Source organism: Limnoraphis robusta CS-951, from assembly GCF_000972705.2.
In genome coordinates, this window is record NZ_LATL02000063.1 from 1 (window position 1) to 18,940 (window position 18,940).

Here is an 18,940-nt window from a genome sequence, read left to right on the forward strand (position 1 = left end):
GGGCGTTGCGGTGAGGTAGGGAAGGGGGTTGGGGGGTTAGGTCATCAAATTTCTGGTTGAGAATGAAACAGCCCTGAGTGATGTAGGGGCTGGTTGTCAATAGATGTCTGTCTTCCCACAAATAAGTGACATAAACCCGCCCAACACCCTACACCCAACACCCTTTTAAGGTTTCGTTTCCATCGAATCACAAATCGAGCGATCGCTTTGATGAACTGGAGGATAATATTGAAGATAATTCTCCACCCAAGCGCATCCTTGACGTAACAGTTGACTTTGATCAAGAACTTGTGGTAAATTCCACAAAATAACGGTTTCATCATTACTGGCAGAAGCGAGAGTTAAACCATCCCAACTAAACGCTACTTCCCGAACTCCTTCATCGTGAGCGTTAAGGGTTGAGAGCAGATCCCCATTATTACTCCAGAGTTTAACGGTTCCATCTTGACTCCCTGAAGCGATGGTTTGACCATTCGGACTAAAGGCAACGCTAGAAACTTCCCCATTATGGTCGTTAAGCGTCTTGAATAAAGTTGGGGGTTTATCGGTCTGCAACTTCCACAGTTTCACCGTTTGATCGGAACTCGCGGAAGCCAACATTTGACCATCAAAACTAAAGGCTACAGCTTTCACTCCGGCTTGATGAGCTTCTAAGGTCCCTAACAACACACCGTTAGTATCCCAGAGTTTCACCGTTCCCTCTCGACTCGCTGCCGCTATCTTCTGACCATCGGGACTAAAAACCACATCCCAAACCTGACTTTCAAAGCCTTTGAGGGTTTTGAGAACAACAGGTGGGCTGTTGGGTTGCAGTTTCCACAGTTTCACCGTTTTATCGGAACTCGCGGAAACCATTTTTTGACCATCGGGGCTGAAGGCTACAGCGTAAACTAAATCTTGATGGTCAGTCAAGGTTGTGCGTAACGTCCCGTCTGCATTCCACAGTTTAATCGTTCTATCCCAACTCGTCGAAGCGATGGTTTGACCATCGGGACTGAACGCCATCGCCGTCACCTCCGCAGTATGACCTTGCAAACTCCTGCGGAAAGTTCCATCTCGGTTCCAGAGTTTAACGGTTCCATCTTGACTCCCAGAAGCGATGGTTTGACCATCCCGACTAAACGCCACTCCCCAAACCTGGTCTTCAGAAACTCTCAGTCGAGTTAGGAAACTGTTGTTAAGCTGCCAGAGTCTAACGGTTTTGTCTCCACTCGCGGAAGCTAAGGTTCGACCATCGGGGCTAAACGCCACCTTCCAAACTTCATTATCATGCCCAATCAGGGTTTTTTGCAAGGTGCCATTGCGGTTCCACAGTTTAATGGTTTTGTCTGCACTGACGGAAGCTAAAGTTTGACCATCGGGGCTAAATGCCACAGCATACACTTTATTATTATGCTCGGTGAGGGTTTTTTGCAAGGTGCCATTGCGGTTCCAAAGTTTAACAGTACCATCAAAACTCGCGGAAGCAATAGTCTGACCATCGGGGCTGAAGGTGACGCCAAAGACTTCCCGACTATGATCGGTTAAAGTAGTTTGTAACGTTGGAGTTTTCAGGGTTTCAATCTGCCAAAGTTTCAGGGTTTTGTCTTCACTAGCTGACGCTATTGTTTGACCATCGGGGCTAAAAGCAACACCTCGAACGGGGGCTTGATGACCTTTTAAAACGCTAATTAAACTCCCGTCAAATTTCCAGAGTTTAACGGTTTTATCTCGACTCGCAGAAGCAATGGTTTGACCATCGGGGCTAAAAGCAACCGCATAAACTTCGGCATCGTGAGCGTTAATTGTAGTGCGTAAACTGCCGTCAATATTCCACAATTTAACCGTTTTGTCTTGACTGGCTGAAGCAATGGTTTGACCATCGGGGCTAAAGGCAACGGCATAAACGTCGGCATGATGAGCGTTAATTGTGGTGCGTAAACTGCCATCAATATTCCACAATTTCAGGGTTTTATCGGAACTAGCTGAAACAATGGTTTGACCATCTGGGCTAATAGCAACTTGCCAAACCCACTCCTGATGTCCGACTAAACGGTTTGATTCTACGACATTATAAATGGCTCGATGAAGCACTTGTTCAACCCGGGTTTTTAGGGTAGGATTTAGTAACCTTAATTGTTGTAATTTTTGTTTGGCTCGTAGGGCTTCAACTAACGCATCTAACTGATTATCTGAGGCAAACAGAGATTCGGAAGATTGAGTAATCGCTTTGATTTCATTAACGAGTGAATTTTGCCATTGTCCGACAGCAACGGTTGCGAGACTCACAGCCAACACTAAACCGCCACTCAGTCCCGAAATTGTCAGTTGTCGGCGTCGTTTCTTCTGCTGAAGTTCGGCATCACGTAGAGTAATACTTTGTTCGATAAAATATTGATCACTTGAACTTAATTCATTCGGCCGTTTTTGTTGCCAATATTCAGCATCGGCTAGCAGTTTTCCCCGTAACAAAGCGCTCGCATCAGAATCGCTATTTTCCCACTGATGAAATAAAGTTCGTAACTGTTCTTGCCAATTGCGAAATTCTCTATCGGATTTAATCCACTGTTCTAAACTCTGCCAATTTCTAATTAAGGCTTCGTGAACAATTTCAACAGTTTCTTCGCCTGTAATATTGTTGCGATTAGTCACGACTAAACGCACCGAAGCCAGATGGGTAACAATATCCCAATTTTCACGATGAACTTCATCACGAGTTGCTAGTCTACGACAATCGGTTTCTTCTCCCGGTTGAACAAGTTGCAAAAAGACTCGTTGTGTTCTTGATTTATCATGTAAACTGAGTTGATTATAGACTCCTTCGGCGTGTTTTGCAAGCGCAGTTTCTACACCGCCAATTTGTTCATAGGCTTGATGAGTTAGCCAGCCTTTTTGTTGTTTTGACCAAAGTTGTGTCAGGGCAAATTCTAACAAGGGTAAACGTCCTGGTTGTTCCCATGTTGCAGCAATTAAAGTATCTGTAAGTCCCTGTTCTAATTGAACCTGCATTTTGGCGGCAGGCTGTTCGATAACGCTTTGCAATTCTTCACGACTCATCGGGCCGAGGTTATAAACTGAGCCTTGTAAAGCATCACTTAAGGGTCGATAAGATAGGGCATAACCATAAAAATCGGCTCGTAACGTTAGAATTAATGTTAAGCGAGGAACTAGATTAATTGCAATTAATAATCCCTCTAAAAAGGTTTGCCGTTCTTCTTCAGAGGTTTGGGTATAAAGTTCTTCAAATTGATCGATAATTAAGGCAACACGCCGATGCAAAAAGTTCTGAAGATAGCGATAGAGAATTTCGGCTAAAGCTTGTTTATCTTGTTTGAGTTCAACGGCGAGTTCGAGTTCGAGTAAACGATGATGATAGGGTTCTTCCTGGGCGCTATCGTTGGCAGGTTGCCAGTGAATTGAACGAATTAGGGCTGCGGCTAAAGTTTCGATGGGATTTTGACCCGGACGAATCGAAATAATTTGCCATTGTTGCGTTAAATCTTGGCGCAATTGAGGCACTAATCCCGCAAAAACCACACTCGATTTTCCGCTTCCACTGGCACCGACAACGGCTATTAAAGAATGGCTATTAACGGCTTTTACTAAAGTTTGGGTAAAGGTTTCTCGCCCAAAAAATAAGTGAGCATCTTCTTCATTAAAAGCAAATAAACCTCGATAGGGACAGGGAGGAGTTCCGCCGAGTTGTAACCAAGTCGGGGCTTCTACGGAAGGATTTTGACAAATAATCGGTAGTCCCGAGGCTCCGGGAAATTCATCTTCGAGGGTTTGCAGTTGAAAACGGGCTTGTTGAACAGAGCGATAAAAAGAGAGTCGTTGAACCGCAAAGGTTTCTAAAAAGTGTTTTAAAAATTCCTGGGCGACATAATTGGGGACGGGTTCGCGCATGACAATAACTGTCGGAATATGCAAATGTTCTAGGGCTTTGGCGAGTCCTAAACCGTCGCAAGAGTTAAAAATGGCTAGTTTTAATCCGTTAAAAATTGCCAGCTTTAAATCGGTTGAGAGTTCTTCTAAGGTGAGGCTATTGTCGGTGGGATGGTCATTTAAATAAATGCGTCCGGTTTGGCTTTGGGTTTGACTATGACCCGCAAAAAAGAGAATATCCCAACCGCGACTATCTCCGAGATGAGTTTCAAATTGTTGACGAGTGGGATTGATTAAAAACTGCGGTTCTGCATCGGTTAAATTTTGCAGCATTTTTCGCTCAGTTGTTAAATCAATGCCTCGACTATTGCCAAAAACTGCGAGAATTCTAACAGCCGTTTTTGCAGGTTTGAGTTGAGAAGATTGAGGGATATGATATTCCGGTTGACTGAGGGCGAGTTCCGCGAGGGGATAATCTTGAAAAAATTGCCAATTTTGCCAAGGAAGGCGTCGCAAGATTTCGTCTGGAGTTTCGAGAATGACTCGAATTTCTTGGCTGGCGTCAAGATGAGAACGTAACTGTTGTTCGAGTTGTAAAAAAGATTCTGACGTTAACCAATGATTGAGTTGATTGTGAAATTGAAGACTTAACTCTTGAAAACTGACTTGAGAAACATTAGTAACGCCCCCAAATTCGATCTCAAGTTCATCGTCCTCCTCATCTTCTTCGTCAGTTAGCGACAGTAAAGCATGACGTTGACACAAGCTTTGATAGACGAATTTCCAGCTTTGATAAAGTTCGATTAAAGCGGGTTCGGGCGGTAAACTGGCGACAAATTGCGCTAAAACTGAAGAGGCTTGATTGCGAATCTGTACACAAACACGGGGAAAACCTGTTTCTAAGTTGCCCATTCCCAACCCCAGCACGACAACTCGGCTCAGTTCAGAGTTCAAACTCTTCTGTAATTCCGGTATCATTCCAACTGACCTCTATGATAAATTGTTTTCCAGATTTGCCTTTAAAGGGATTAAGTTGGATATAGTTATCTAAGCTGCGGGATGTCACGTCTTGGTATATTTTACCCGTTTTAGATTTTAAAGTCAATTGCACTGAAGGAGGCAAATATTGATCATTTCCCGTCGGGTGAAGTTGAACTAAAACTCGTCGTTTTTCATCGGGTTCTGGCGTGACGGTGACTAACATGATAAATCGACGGTTATTGAGTTTCATCCCCAAGTTAATCAGTTTTCCACGCTGAATTTCTTCGGAGACACAGCGAGTATTAAACGCTAAACTAAGTTCGGGAGAAACTAAGGCTTCAAGCGGTTGCCAAGTAGACTCAAACACCCCCTGAAACCACTGATAAATTTTGGCACAGTTATTTTGAATATTTACAAGAGGACTAACTATTGGCGGTACAACCACTGGGGGTTCAATTCTCAGTTCAGGCTGCAAAAAATGACAGTAGAACAGCAGATGATTCGGTTCAATATCAAATTGATCTAGAGAAATAAAATAATCTTGAGCTGAGGGACAAAAAGAATGACGATCGCGAATAATATTCAAGAGTTTTTGTTGAGAGATAGAGCCTCTAAAAATCATTTCTTCCTGTTCTTCCATGACTTCAGCAACAACATAAAAGTCAGCTAATAATTCCGGCTGCATAAAAATATCTCTGGGGAAAGAAACAATTTCATCTAATACCTGTTCAACAGAAATAATACCAATTTTGAATTCTCCTAACTGAAAATCAGCAATTTCTTCCATGCTGGAATCGAGATTTTGACGAACCGTTTTTGAGGACAAGCGTTCAGTAAACCAGCGCTCTAAACCCAACAATGCTAAAGCATTTAAGTAAGTTTGCCATTGCTTTTCTTCTGTGGTGACGAGATGACTTAAAGTCGTCGCCTGTTCAAAATCTTCAAATTCAAGATTGATTACTTCCGGTAAAGTTAATCTTAAATCTTCTGTGACGTTTTGTTGTCCGAACATAGCAAACTCCGATAAACTAAACAATTTGACTCAGATAATCACGTAGATATTGAGCATAAATGCTCTTAAAAGAACGGTTCTTTCCGGTTCGCATTTCTTCAACCGCAGTCCGAAAAACTTCTTGATCGGTAAAAGCTTCAATGGCTTGCATCACTGTGTTTAAATAATCCGGTTTTGGGGGAATTGACGTTAAACCCATTTTGTGAGCTTTTGTCAATACTTTTTCCAGAATATTTTGAATCGTCACAGTTCTGACTTTACTTAAAAGTTCACCCGGATTTAAAATTCGTCTGGCTTGATCCCAACTGCTCATTCCCAACAGAGGAGCAATTTCTTTCAGTGACATTCCTTGAATGTAGTAAAGGCGCAAACCGGGGAGAAATTGAGAAGCTTTATCCGCATATCTTCGACTTTTATTGAGTTGTTGAATCTTTTTCTCAACTTCTAGCTGAATCGTTTCGCTTAAAACGGCTCGGAGTTGCTGATGTAAAAATTCAACAATTTCTTGCTGGTCAATTTCGACTTGCGGTTCATATTCCTGCTGAATATCGGTGCGAATTTCATATTGTTCCTTTTCACTATTATAGACTTCTAGCGGTTGTCTTGTACTCCAAATTTCATATTGTCTAAGTTGCTTTACAACTTGTTTGAGGTCTTTGAGTAATTGAGCTTCACTGCCAATAATGACTTGGTTTTCTTTGAGTTGACTTAACATTTCTTGCAGTTGCTCAGAATCTGGATCAGGACATTTTTTAGTTCCTTTTGGTTGTTGGCGGCGATCGCGACGATAAACTGCATGAAACGCTTCTACTAACAAGCGATCGCGAGTTGAAAGCTGTTCAAGTTGTCTGGATCTCGTTCGGTTTAACAACGCCCAATCACTAAGTTTTTTAAATCCATAATCGGATAAAAAATTTTTAATTTCGGGATGTTGTTTTGTTTTCCAATAGACCCAGTTTTTCAAACTCATACGAGTCGGGTGATTGACTTGAAAACTTTGTAATATTTCAACTGAAAAAATCGGATAAGTGTTCAGGCTAAGACTGCGATCTTCTTTGAGAATCAGTTGAGTTTTTCCATCTTGTTCAAGCACAATCAGACTCTGACCGTCATCATTCAAAACAAAGGGCAATAAATCTCGGTAAGTAAAACTTTTTCCGCATCCAAATAAATTTTCAATTCTTTGACAAGCTCTTAAAATCGGTTCAGAAACAGCACAACGTAAACAAAGACCAGCTAAAGCACGAGTTTGAATCTCTATCTGAGGATTTTCAGTTTTAAAATCACTCAAAAGCAGGGCTTCAAAGGACTCTTTAGATAAGGATGAATATTCTAATTTTAGCCGATGTTCTTGAATAAATTCTTGTGCTAATTTAATCTCCTCATTTTTGTATCCGGCCTTTTCACTCGCTGGATGAATTCGGCATATCTTCCAATATCTCGACAAGACACCCATAAACACTGAATTCTCATTAAATAAACTTATGGAGGTAGATGTTGGGCGGTTTGGGTCTGGATAAACTGTTGTCATACCACGACCTCGAAAATCACGCATGATTTGTTTTTCCTAAAACAACGGGAATAGAAACCGAGTTAAATAGATTTCCTCAAGTGACCTCCTATTATCGGTTTGGGCTATATTTTATCTATAGATGTCGGGATTTTGAACTCATGCAGTTTGGAAACACTTCTGACCCTCTTTCCTCTGAGTCAGGCTTTTAGAAAGGTGAACCGGTTGAGAATAGCTGCCTACAAATGACCGCATAAGCTGGCTGGGCGAATTCCTATTGAGACGCTAGGAGAAACGTTTGACTTTCCTCAACAACTCTCCGCCTTGATCATCCCGTCTGTAAAACTGGAGATTAGGTATGAATATTTTATCATCCATTGTCTCTTTTCTGACTTGTAATTCTCAGCAGTATGAGAAAAATTCATCGACGGTAAAAGAGATTGATACAACTCCTTCTCACAGCAGTTCACCCGTTAATTTAGAGGAGAAAATTGCTCAAAAAATGTTCTCAAACCCTCGTGAATTTCCCGATGCCGATAAAATTTCTCGTCAAAACATCTATAAACCGCGCTTTTTGCCGGATTTTGCGGGTGATAATCTCAACTATTTAAGTAGTCATCCTGCACTCAGATTGCCATTGGATAGAGATTTCTAAGTGAAGGGGTGAGGAGTGATTTTATCAAAAAATCTGAGTCACCTAAAGAGTCTTGAATTTATCTCTTAAACCGTTACTCCCATCCTTCATAAATCTCTTGATAAAATCCTTCAAAGTGTTAAACAGAATGAGACTTTTCAATCTCACCTGAACTGCGGAAATTATCGGCGGTTTTCTTAATGATGCTCGCTGTTGGTACAGCTAAAAGTAAACCCAATACTCCAGCAATTTTCACCCCAGCTAATAGAGAAACAATCACCAAAGCCGGATTAAGCCCTGTAATGCCACCAATTAATCTAGGGGCGACAACATTCTCATTAATCTGACCGATAATCAAGGCGGTGATTAAGACTTTAACGCCCAGAAACACATTATGCAGTGCGAGTAATGTACTAATCACTATCAAAGTAAAAGTTCCCCCAAAAGGAATCAAACTCGACAAGCCAATCCCAAACCCAAACAGCAACCAAAAGGGAATCTTGAGAATTAAGAAAGCCACCGATAACGCAATGCTAAAAATTAACGCTAAAATGGCTTGCCCGGCATAGTAGCCGCGAAAAGTTTGTTGAACCGTTAACTGAATTTGACTATTCCATTCCGAGGGTAGCCAGCTTAAAATACCATTCCAAAGTTTCTCGCCATTCAGAACCAAAAGAAACGTTAATACAACCGTGACAATCAGGTTTAAAGCACTATTAATCGTGTTCAGAGTTAAGTCAATAATTTCAGCACTCAGAGACTTAATCGCTCGAGACAATTGACTGGTAATCTGAGTCGTCAAATCACTAATATCCATTGGTAAATACTGAAGAATCGTTTTTTCATCGAGAGTCTCCAGTTGTTTTCGTCCTTCTTCGATCCAAGCCGGTAAACGATTTACAAATTCAATCAGTTGTTGCAGAACCAAAGGACTCAAAACAAACACCAAAATTCCCAACAAAAAAAGAGCCAGCAGCATTACGCCCGTAATCGCAAAACCTCGCGGTACTCCTCGCTGCTCTAGAAAAACAATCGGGTATTCTAGCAAAAATGCAATCAAACTTGCTGTTAACACAATGCCCGGAATCGGCTGTAAATACTGAAACAATAGTAGTAAAAACCAAGCGTTGAGAAACACAAGCGGAAAAGCTAGGCCAATATAAAACCAGCGAGGCAGTTTTTGAATTGAACTCATAGACCAGCACAGCCATTGGGGTACTGAACTGATATCTTAATATTTCTTCTACCCCTTTGACTTCAAATTTCGCTTGTACAAACGCATTCACTTGGAAATTGCCGATCACCCATCTCCGAACTCCCCGTGTTACAATAGCCTTCGAGATTAGGTTTGGGTTATCATTTTTACTTTCAGTAAAAAAATATTGTTCTGTTTGATCAGACAGAGCCGACCCGCCCCAATCTCCCTATGTTCTCAATCCAATGTATCTTTGGAGATCCCCTATGTCCCTTTATGTCGGTAATCTCGCTTATGAGGTTACAGAAGATGAATTAAAATCGGTGTTTCGTGAATATGGCTCTGTCGGGCGAGTCAGTATCCCTACTGACCGCGAAACGGGTCGGGCGCGGGGCTTTGCCTTTGTGGAAATGGGATCAGACTCTGAAGAAGATGCCGCTATCGAAGCCCTAGACGGGGCTGAATGGATGGGCCGCAACCTAAAGGTGAATAAAGCAAGACCTCGGGAACAGAAAGACTCTTTTGGAGGAAATCGCCGACGAGATCGCTACTAAAATGATTGTTGATCTTTGAAATTCAGATTTCAACCCCATTTGTCAGTTCAACTGATTTCCCCGTTGCAGACTCCCGTAATCATCTTTGATTGAGCGGCTGAGAAAAACGAAACGGGGTTTATATTTTTCCGGTTTTCAAGATGTACACAACAGCCTATAGTAGAGCTAAGACTTAATTGACAGTTTCAGGTACAACAAGGTACTCTAGGTGCGTTAATAACCACAATTAGATGACCAAGTACCTGAAGCCGCGAAGACAAGCCGCTAAATATTTGGGGGTAAATGTTAGGATTAGGCGTTTAGGGGGAAACAAGGCTATGATCGCGCCCCCTCAAAACCCCCAGATCGACAGCGTAGATACGACCTTAGAAATTGTGAGTTGATTGTTCTCAACCAAAAAGAACTTTCACCACAGTCAGAAATAGTCGAAGACATTCGAGCAATACCAAAAACGGATAGAATAAGGATTTAACGGATGAACTTGACTGCGAGTAGCCTAGATTTATGCTGTCCTACAGATAACTTAATCCGAACTTTCGCCGCCAAGTCGAGTATAAATCCTCGTGGTACGGTTCAATCGTAGTTTTTGCGCTATAGATTCTATCCGTCAACTAAAACCTGTTCAAGTTGCGGTCACGTTCAAGAAATAGCACTGAAAGAACGAGTTTTCAATTGTAAGAATTGCGGTGTAAGCATTGACCGTGATTTGAATGCGAGCCTGAATTTAGAATTGATGCCGGAGGCTATTCGGTTTAAGCCTGTCTGACCGGGTGCTGCCGACAGTCCGGGGTGATGCAGCGCAAAGTCCGATCTCGGCGGTTTCCGTCGAGAAGGAACTTTGCAAGACAGGAACGAAGTATTAATACGTTTTGTAGCGTATTATGTCAGTTTTCGATAGCAGCTAAACATTCCTGACCTTTCAAAGTGATTGAAACTCCCGGCGATGAAACGCTTCAGTTCAATGATGATTAATCATAACTGTCTGTTTCCCGCCTTGATCAGCAAAGACTTCACAGTGAGTCAATAAAGCACAAGCTGAAAGTATGCTCAAGCCTTAGCAGGACAGGGAACGCATTCTGTCCTGTTTTTGTTCGTTACCAAGAGAAGCAGGTTTAGAGCAAGGTCGTTCACGACGGATTATTGTATGCTACAATAACTTATCGTGGAGCGACAATGATAAACATGATTGTCTATGAAATGAAGCTACAAGGAACTGTTGCCCAGTACAAAAAGTTAGATGAAGCTATTCGTACTGGTCGTTTCGTTCGCAATAGCATCATTAAAGCATGGATAGACGGTCAAATCAAAAGTCGTAACGATGCCTATCGCTACTGCAAACTGCTGTCAGACAATCCTAGTTTTCCTTGGGTGAACAAACTCAATTCTATGGCTCGACAAGCACAGGCGGAAAGAGCATGGGCATCCATTGAACGATTTTATCAAAAATGTCGGCAAAAAATACCGGGGAAAAAAGGATTTCCAAAGTTTAAAAAATATCAAGTCAGAGCATCTGTTGAATACAAAACATCGGGATGGAAACTTTCAGAGGATAGAGGCTATTTAACGTTTTCTGATAAGTTTCAAGCAGGGACATTTAAGCTTTGGGTAAGTCGAGATTTACACTTCTATCAACTCAAACAAATTAAACGGGTTAGGGTGATTAGAAGACACGATGGGTACTATGCTCAATTTTTGATCGACCACACCAGAGAGGAAAACAAAGAACTCAGTAACAAACAAACAGGTTTGGATGTCGGTTTAAACCATTTCTACACCGATTCTTTTGGCTCACAGGTAGAGAATCCCCGTTTTCTAAGAAAAGATGAGCGACGAATTAAAAAGCTGCAACGTCGCTTATCTCGAACAAAAAAGGGAAGTCAAAACCGTAAAAAAGCCAGAAATCGTTTAGGTAGAAAATATCTTAAGGTTTCACGCAGGCGTAATGATTGGGTTTGTAAATTAGCCCAACAGGTCATACAGTCTAACGACTTGGTAGCAATAGAAAACCTACGGATACGCAATCTGGTTAAAAACCATCATTTAGCCAAGTCAATTAATGATGCTGGTTGGTACAGATTTAGAGAATGGCTGGAGTATTTTGGGAGAATTTATGGGGTGACGGTGATTGCTGTTGAACCCGCATATACTTCTCAAAATTGCTCAAATTGCGGTGAAAAGGTTGTCAAAACTCTCAGCACCCGGACTCATATATGTCCTCACTGCGGGTATGTAGCAGACCGGGATGAAAACGCCGCCAAAAATATTCTGAAATCTGCACTCAAACAGTTATCAAATACCGTCGGGCAGATGGAAATCAACGCCTTTGGAGAGACTGACCTCTGCTTAAGTGGGGAAACCCAGTTGAGTAAGTCAACTCATAGAAAGAGGAAACCCAAACAGTGATGTTTGGAATCTCCGTCGTTTACGGCGGAGAGGATGTCAAATTGGGAATTCTAGCTCATTCCAGAATATTGGTATCCGTTAAAATATCATCAGTCCAAATCAGTGTGGATTGTGGGAGGCTTCAAATTCAATGCAAGTTTTATTAATTTATCCTGTATTTCCAAAAACCTTTTGGTCTTATGACAAAATTCTGGAATTAGTCAATCGCAAGGTTTTATTACCGCCCCTGGGATTAATTACCGTCGCTGCAATTTTACCGCAAGATTGGCATTTTACGCTGGTTGATCGCAATGTTCGAGAAGTCACCGAATCTGAATGGGAAAGCGCTGATTTAGTGATCATCTCAGCGATGATTGTTCAAAAAAGTGATTTAATTCATCAAGTTAAAATCGCCAAACAACGCGGTAAATTAGTCGCAGTTGGTGGGCCTTATCCCACATCTGTTCCCCAAGATGCCCTAGACGCTGGGGCAGATTTTCTGATTTTAGACGAAGGAGAAATCACCCTAACTCTATTTTTAGACGCATTAAAACGGGGCGAAACTTCGGGAGTCTTTCGGACAACCGAAAAACCCGATATTACCTTCACACCCATTCCTCGCTATGATTTATTACAACTGAATGCTTATGATTCGATGTCGGTTCAATTTTCGCGTGGATGCCCTTTTCAATGCGAGTTTTGTGATATTATTACCCTCTACGGTCGTAAACCTCGCACCAAAAAACCCAGCCAACTTTTAAAAGAATTAGATGTTCTCTACGACTTGGGTTGGCGTCGGGGAATCTTCATGGTCGATGACAATTTTATCGGCAATAAACGCAACGTTAAACTCCTGTTAAAAGACCTGCAAGTTTGGCAAGCTGAACATCAATATCCTTTTCGCTTTAACACCGAAGCCTCTATCGATTTAGCCGCAGACCCCGAATTAATGGATTTGATGGTCAAATGTAACTTTGATGCGGTTTTTCTGGGCATTGAAACCCCCGACGAAGACAGCCTAAAACTCACTAAAAAATTCCAAAATACTCGCAATTCTCTCAGCGATTCTATTGATAAAATTATGCGGGTGGGATTGCGACCAATGGCGGGATTTATTATTGGGTTTGATGGTGAGAAAACAGGAGCAGGTACACGGATTATTCAGTTTGTCGAAGATGCTGCCATTCCTACTGCCATGTTTGGGATGTTACAAGCCTTACCCAATACGGGCTTATGGAATCGTTTAGAAACCGAAAATCGTTTACTGATAGACTCCAAACAAGATATCAATCAAACCACATTAATCAACTTTATTCCGACTCGCCCTATCGAAGAACTCGCTCAAGAATTTATTGCCACTTTTTGGACACTCTACGAACCCGGACGTTACCTAGATCGCGTTTATCGCTGCTTCTTAAAACTCGCTCCCTCTCCCTGTAAAGCCCCCTTTAAACAGCCCGAATTAGCCGATTTAAAAGCGATCGCCATTGTCTTTTGGCGGCAAGGCTTTAAACGTCATACTCGCTGGAAATTCTGGCATCATTTATTCGGCATTCTCAAACACAATCCCGGGGTCTGGGAACATTATCTCACCCTTTGCGCCCATAACGAACATTTCCTAGAATATCGTCAAGCCGTTCGAGATGAAATCGAAGCCCAGTTAGCTGAATTCATCGCCCAACGAACCGCTAAACAGCCGGCTAATTTGGCAGAAACAAAGGCGGCTCTCTCCCCAGAGGAAAAAACCTTAATGCAACAATACTAATCCCCAAAATCGAATAGCGATTTTCGATCAATTTTGGCGTCTGTTTCCTGAAAAAATAGCCCAACTTATGCCAGAGTAGAACCCAAAAAAAAGATTTATTATTCAGGGTGTAGATTCTGGTTTTAGAGTCTGGCATAATGGGCTTATCGTCATCAACGGAGAGTTCAGTCTTGGGTGTAGAATTACGCAGTTATGTCTATCTAGACAACCTACAATCTCAGCACGCCGCCTATATCGGAACAGTGGCACTTGGATTTTTGCCCCTACCAGGCGATGCTTCTTTATGGATTGAAATTTCACCTGGAATTGAAATCAACCGAATTACCGATGTCGCACTCAAATCAACCTCCGTTCGTCCGGGTGTTTTATTCGTTGAACGCCTCTATGGACTATTAGAAATTCATTCAAATCGTCAGGGTGATACTGTTACCGCAGGTCGAGCTATTTTAGAGGCTTTAGGTGTCCAAGAAAGCGATCGCCTCAAACCGCGAGTAATCTCCAGTCAAATTATTCGTAATATCGATCCCCATCAAGCCCAATTAATCAACCGAAATCGTCGCGGACAGCTATTGCTTTCCGGTCAAACTTTGTACGTTCTCGAAGTCGAACCCGCCGCCTATGCCGCTCTAGCCGCCAACGAAGCCGAAAAAGCTGCTTTAATTAATATCCTACAAGTTCAAGCCGTCGGGAGTTTTGGACGACTCTATCTCGGCGGTGAAGAACAAGATATCCTCGCAGGTTCTAAAGCCGCTTTAAGTGCCTTAGAAAAGATTTCCGGCCGTGAGCGTGTTAACCTGAAAACGGATGAATAAACCCTTTGAATAAACCCTTTTAAATACGGATCAATTTCGAGTCAATGTTAATCTTTTTTATGTATGGTTAATGTCGAACATCTCTCCCTACTCAAACGGGGTATAACCACCTGGACAACTTGGAGAACCCGTTACCCCGAAATCGAACCCGACTTGAACGAAGCCAACCTCAGAGGAGTGGATTTACAAGGCTTAGATTTGAAAGGCGCTCACCTGGAAGCTGCCAATCTTTCTCAAACCCAACTCCAAGGTGCTTCTCTGTGTCAAACTCATCTCAGCCGTGCTAATTTGCATCAAGCCCAACTGCAAAATGCTAACTTACGAGCTGCGGATTTAGCGGCTACAGACCTCAGTTATGCTAACCTGATAGAAGTCAATCTCAGTGAAGCCAATTTAATTAGCGCGAATCTCACTCACAGCAATTTATACAAAGCCGATTTGAGTCAGGGAAACTTGATTAGTAGCAACCTGAGCCATGCCAATCTCAAACAAGTAGACTTGAGTGACGCTCAATTAAGACGAGCCAATTTAACAGGCGTTTGTTTGCATCAAGCCACCCTTTGCGATGCTAATCTTAATAGCGCCAACCTCCAGCAAGCTGAGTTAATTTCCGCCTATCTTTATCAAACTGAATTGTACAAGGCGAATTTAATGAATGCTCATTTAAACGGGGCTTATCTATTTCAGGCAAATCTAGTCGAAGCGAACTTAATTCGGGCTGATTTTCGCTTTAGCAACCTCTGCAAAGCTAATCTTTTTCGGGCTGATGCCAGAGGGGCAAATTTTAGGGGAGCTAACTTGATGCAAGCCAACTTAGAAGGAGTAGACTTGAGTTATGCTAACCTGAGAGGAGCGAATCTGTACAAAGCTAATTTAGAAAGAGCAAATCTCAGCCATGTAGATTTGAGTCAAACAGAGCTTCAGGGTGCAATTTTATCAGAAGCCAGCCTCAAAATCTAAAGATATGATGAGGATTGCTTCCTCTATAAAAACAATTGTTTTGAATCAGTTGATATCGAGATGAGAAGCCAAACTCTCCTAAAAATATTATCCCACAAATTGAGTCCAATCACACTCAGTTTAACTCTAGTTCTCACCCTTCCAGTCTGGAGTCAAGAACCTATTGAGCGATTTTCAGCCTTAGCTAATATTCCTCAACAGTTGGCATTAACTCCGACAGATATTAATCAAATTGCCAGTGAAATTACGGTGAGGATTGAAGGGCCGAAAGGGGGGTCAGGAGTAATTGTTGAAAAGCAAGGAAATACTTATTATATTCTCACGAATTGGCACGTCGTTAGCCAAGTTGGGGATTATGAAGTCATCACTCCTGATGGTGAACGTCACTCGGTTTATTATAGTCTGATTCGTCAAATTCCTGAACTCGATTTAGCTGTTGTTCCCTTTAATAGTTCCCAACGTTATCCCCTGGCAAAATTCACCGATGCGAATACCGTTAAAGAGGGGAGTGTTGTTTATGTCGCGGGTTGGCCTCGTTCAGCGAGTACCCTGGGACATCGATTATTTTTGAGTACAGAAGGCATCCTAGAATATCGACAGGAACCCCGTCAAGGATACACGTTAGTTTATAACAATTTAGTCAGAAGTGGCATGAGTGGCGGCCCTGTATTAAATGAAGCGGGAAATGTCATCGGAATTAATGGGATTGTTCAGTTAGGTGTTAATCCCGATCAAATTGTCTCAGCCGGAATCGAAATTAACCGATTTTTAGCATGGCGAAAAGCCACCAGTTTACCGACTGTTCCTGAACGTCTTGCTGCTGAACCGCCTTCGTCGCCGCCTCAACCTACCGCGAATTTACCCGCTCCAACTCCGGCTAATCGCAGTATTTCTAATGCCAATCAAACCTATGCTTTAGCGACCAGTTTAGAGGAAAGTTCAGGCGAGATTCTATCTGTAGAAATTGTAGCTCCTTATGCGATTAGTGGCAATAGTAATGGCAGTATTTCAGTTTGGAATTTAGCAACAGGTGGACTGAAGAAAACCTGGAAAGGTCATAGTAGCTCAATTAATGCGATCGCTGTCAGTTCAAACGGTCAAATTTTAGCAACGGCTAGTGATGATGGAACGGTTAAACTCTGGGATCTAATGGTGGCTTTAAACACCGATACTTCCCCTTTATTACACACCTTAAGCGAACATTCAAACGCAGTTTTATCCGTCGAAATAAGTCCTGATGGTCGTAAACTTGCGAGTGGAAGTTGGGATAATACAGTGATGATTTGGGATATCCAAACCGGGGAATTATTAAAGACTTTAATCGGACATACTCAGCTTGTCAGTAGCATAGCGATTAGTCCTGATGGTAAACGATTAGTCAGTGGAAGTAAAGACAATACTATTAAAATTTGGAATCTGGAAACCGGAGAATTAATTCAGACGTTACAAGGTCATTCTCTCCCCGTTTTATCCTTAGCGATTAGTCCTGATGGTCAAATTTTAGCGAGTGGGAGTGCCGATGCTACCATTGGACTGTGGAACCTGCAAACTGCACAACCCATTCGTCGAATGAGTGGTCATACCGATGGGGTTTGGTCAGTGGCGATTAGTGCCGATAATCGCACGTTAGTGAGTGGAAGTTGGGATAAAACCGTTAAACTTTGGAATCTAGAAACAGGTCAATTACAAGGGAATTTAACCGGACATTCTAGCTATGTCAACGCGGTTGATATCAGTCCTGATGGACAAACAATCATTAGTGGCGGTTGGGATGGTCAGGTAAAAATTTGGAAAAAACCGTAATCTTTTTTTGAATAAAATTAAAAACATCTGAATTCTAAACTCCTTGAATTCGGATTATAAATTTCCGCGCAAAATATACCAGAGATTATAAATTTTTTTTCAGCTTAGGCTAGAATAGAAGCTGTATTCAGTATATCTGAAAAGCTTCCGATACAGGAGACATTTGGGGATGGGTGTAATACACGAGTTAGTCCAAAAAACCTTAGAGACAGGTTATTTAACGCTAGATGCTGAAAAGCAGTTAAGAAATCTTCTACAAACCACTAAATATGGTCGAGAAGACTTTGAGGCGTTTATTCAATTGCAAAATGCAGCGATTGATGGTTTAGTGAAGCAAGAATCTCGCGAACTTCTACACATTACTCAATTTTAGCGATCGCTTTTAGGAATAATATTACCTCCCAACCCGCCCCTACAGATGAAATACAAATAGCAATAGGGGGCGGGTTTATATAGGTTACTTGCGGGAAACATACATTTGTACAGAACCCGCCCCTACAGATGAAATACAAACAGCAATAGCGGGTTTATATAAGTTACTTCCGGGAAACATACCTTTATATCCAAGCAGCCCCTACAGTAATATTATCAATCATTTGTAGCAACAAGTATTTAAAGATTTTATCAAAGATATTTAAAACAAATTATTGGCTGATACCCACCCGAATGTTAATATTAGACAAGTCGAATCGAAGCGCGAGAATTGTTAAGCAAAGCGACTTTATAAAGTTCGGGGAATCCCCGAAGTTAGATCATTTCCCCCACTGCTTAAACCCAATACAGAAGAAGGTTTCAGCCTGTGAATTGGTTCATTTGCTTAGGTGCAGTAAGTCGGAATATCCTGAAGGGAACATCTCTAAAAAATGGTGATGTTGATATTAGTGTCGCTCATTTAAGTGACAAAACATCTACCTCAATGACCACAGGAAGGAAAACTCATGTCTCAAACTTATGTTATCAAAACAATCAAAGCAGGTGACACTTTATTTAAAATCGCTGAACAATTTTATGGTGATCGAAATTTATGGACTAAAATTGCTGCGGCTAATGGTAATATTTTACCGGAAAATTTGGAACCGGGTCAATATATTACGATTCCAAGTTAATTATAATATCGGGTGGGTGAGAAGAATCCCCCTAAATCCCCCTTGGAAGAATCCCCCTAAATCCCCCTTGGAAAGGGGGACTTAATTTCCCTAAATTCCCCGGAGAGATCCCCCTAAATCCCCCTTGGAAAAGGGGACTTAATTCCCCTAAATTCCCCGGAGAGATCCCCCTAAATCCCCCTTGGAAAGGGGGACTTAATTTCCCTAAATTCCCCGGAGAGATCCCCCTAAATCCCCCTTGGAAAAGGGGACTTAATTCCCCTAAATTCCCCGGAGAGATCCCCCTAAATCCCCCTTGGAAAGGGGGACTTAATTTCCCTAAATTCCCCGGAGAGATCCCCCTAAATCCCCCTTGGAAAAGG

At 42.0% G+C, this 18,940-nt stretch carries 14 protein-coding genes; 10 read left to right on the forward strand and 4 right to left on the reverse strand.

Annotated features, from left to right (window positions below; all coding sequences use genetic code 11):
* Positions 1–165: 165 nt before the first annotated feature.
* Genes WN50_RS05205 through WN50_RS05215 form a run of 3 tightly spaced genes read right to left on the reverse strand, consistent with a single transcriptional unit; the run spans position 166 to position 7,412 of the window.
* Positions 166–4,842, reverse strand: a complete 4,677-nt coding sequence (locus WN50_RS05205; RefSeq protein ID WP_200906212.1) for an nSTAND1 domain-containing NTPase — start codon at positions 4,840–4,842, stop codon at positions 166–168.
* Entirely contained in the window at positions 4,808–5,857 is a 1,050-nt protein-coding gene (locus tag WN50_RS05210; protein ID WP_046281690.1) for a DUF1822 family protein, read from the reverse strand. Before WN50_RS05210 ends, WN50_RS05205 begins: the two co-directional genes overlap by 35 nt.
* A gap of 16 nt (positions 5,858–5,873) precedes the next feature.
* The gene (locus tag WN50_RS05215; RefSeq protein WP_082172321.1) at positions 5,874–7,412 is read right to left on the reverse strand and encodes a sigma-70 RNA polymerase sigma factor region 4 domain-containing protein; all 1,539 of its coding nucleotides are present in this window, start codon (positions 7,410–7,412) and stop codon (positions 5,874–5,876) included.
* Positions 7,413–7,725: 313 nt separating this feature from the next.
* On the opposite strand from WN50_RS05215, the gene WN50_RS05220 reads away from it, so the two are divergent.
* On the forward strand, positions 7,726–8,022 hold the full coding sequence (locus WN50_RS05220; RefSeq protein ID WP_046281688.1) for a hypothetical protein: 297 nt from the start codon (positions 7,726–7,728) through the stop codon (positions 8,020–8,022).
* Positions 8,023–8,140: 118 nt separating this feature from the next.
* On the opposite strand, the gene WN50_RS05225 is transcribed toward WN50_RS05220, so the two are convergent.
* Complete coding sequence (locus WN50_RS05225; RefSeq protein WP_046281687.1) at positions 8,141–9,196, reverse strand: AI-2E family transporter; 1,056 nt, start codon at positions 9,194–9,196, stop codon at positions 8,141–8,143.
* A gap of 266 nt (positions 9,197–9,462) precedes the next feature.
* Here WN50_RS05225 and WN50_RS05230 point away from each other — a divergent pair, with 266 nt between their 5' ends.
* The 9 genes from WN50_RS05230 (at position 9,463) to WN50_RS31835 (ending at position 18,578) form a co-directional block, all read left to right on the forward strand.
* Positions 9,463–9,750, forward strand: a complete 288-nt coding sequence (locus WN50_RS05230; protein WP_046281686.1) for an RNA recognition motif domain-containing protein — start codon at positions 9,463–9,465, stop codon at positions 9,748–9,750.
* Positions 9,751–10,336: 586 nt separating this feature from the next.
* On the forward strand, positions 10,337–10,516 hold the full coding sequence (locus WN50_RS35830; protein ID WP_072075546.1) for a zinc ribbon domain-containing protein: 180 nt from the start codon (positions 10,337–10,339) through the stop codon (positions 10,514–10,516).
* A gap of 416 nt (positions 10,517–10,932) precedes the next feature.
* Positions 10,933–12,153 carry an RNA-guided endonuclease InsQ/TnpB family protein gene (locus WN50_RS05235; protein ID WP_049558262.1) on the forward strand — a complete coding sequence of 407 codons (1,221 nt, stop codon included), beginning with the start codon at positions 10,933–10,935 and terminating at the stop codon, positions 12,151–12,153.
* A gap of 130 nt (positions 12,154–12,283) precedes the next feature.
* Positions 12,284–13,897 (forward strand): B12-binding domain-containing radical SAM protein, encoded by a 1,614-nt coding sequence (locus WN50_RS05240; RefSeq protein ID WP_046280665.1) that lies wholly within the window; start codon positions 12,284–12,286, stop codon positions 13,895–13,897.
* Positions 13,898–14,067: 170 nt separating this feature from the next.
* Complete coding sequence (gene ccmP, locus WN50_RS05245; RefSeq protein ID WP_046280668.1) at positions 14,068–14,709, forward strand: beta-carboxysome protein CcmP; 642 nt, start codon at positions 14,068–14,070, stop codon at positions 14,707–14,709.
* Positions 14,710–14,772: 63 nt separating this feature from the next.
* Positions 14,773–15,669 carry a pentapeptide repeat-containing protein gene (locus WN50_RS05250; protein ID WP_046280664.1) on the forward strand — a complete coding sequence of 299 codons (897 nt, stop codon included), beginning with the start codon at positions 14,773–14,775 and terminating at the stop codon, positions 15,667–15,669.
* 99 nt (positions 15,670–15,768) lie between these two features.
* A complete protein-coding gene (locus WN50_RS05255; protein WP_235440837.1) occupies positions 15,769–17,472 on the forward strand; it encodes a trypsin-like peptidase domain-containing protein in 1,704 nt (567 codons plus the stop codon).
* Between the two features lie 169 nt (positions 17,473–17,641).
* Positions 17,642–17,845: a hypothetical protein gene (locus WN50_RS05260; RefSeq protein ID WP_046280663.1), complete on the forward strand. Its 204-nt coding sequence runs from the start codon at positions 17,642–17,644 to the stop codon at positions 17,843–17,845.
* Positions 17,846–18,410: 565 nt separating this feature from the next.
* The gene (locus WN50_RS31835; RefSeq protein WP_082172323.1) at positions 18,411–18,578 is read left to right on the forward strand and encodes a LysM peptidoglycan-binding domain-containing protein; all 168 of its coding nucleotides are present in this window, start codon (positions 18,411–18,413) and stop codon (positions 18,576–18,578) included.
* Positions 18,579–18,940 lie beyond the last annotated feature (362 nt).

Coding starts and splice junctions, on each gene's coding strand:
- WN50_RS05205 (WP_200906212.1), bottom strand. CDS start 4,842: ATGATACCGGAATTACAGAAGAGTTTGAACTCTGAACTGAGCCGAGTT.
- WN50_RS05210 (WP_046281690.1), bottom strand. CDS start 5,857: ATGTTCGGACAACAAAACGTCACAGAAGATTTAAGATTAACTTTACCG.
- WN50_RS05215 (WP_082172321.1), bottom strand. CDS start 7,412: ATGCGTGATTTTCGAGGTCGTGGTATGACAACAGTTTATCCAGACCCA.
- WN50_RS05220 (WP_046281688.1), top strand. CDS start 7,726: ATGAATATTTTATCATCCATTGTCTCTTTTCTGACTTGTAATTCTCAG.
- WN50_RS05225 (WP_046281687.1), bottom strand. CDS start 9,196: ATGAGTTCAATTCAAAAACTGCCTCGCTGGTTTTATATTGGCCTAGCT.
- WN50_RS05230 (WP_046281686.1), top strand. CDS start 9,463: ATGTCCCTTTATGTCGGTAATCTCGCTTATGAGGTTACAGAAGATGAA.
- WN50_RS05235 (WP_049558262.1), top strand. CDS start 10,933: ATGATTGTCTATGAAATGAAGCTACAAGGAACTGTTGCCCAGTACAAA.
- WN50_RS05240 (WP_046280665.1), top strand. CDS start 12,284: ATGCAAGTTTTATTAATTTATCCTGTATTTCCAAAAACCTTTTGGTCT.
- WN50_RS05250 (WP_046280664.1), top strand. CDS start 14,773: ATGGTTAATGTCGAACATCTCTCCCTACTCAAACGGGGTATAACCACC.
- WN50_RS05260 (WP_046280663.1), top strand. CDS start 17,642: ATGGGTGTAATACACGAGTTAGTCCAAAAAACCTTAGAGACAGGTTAT.
- WN50_RS31835 (WP_082172323.1), top strand. CDS start 18,411: ATGTCTCAAACTTATGTTATCAAAACAATCAAAGCAGGTGACACTTTA.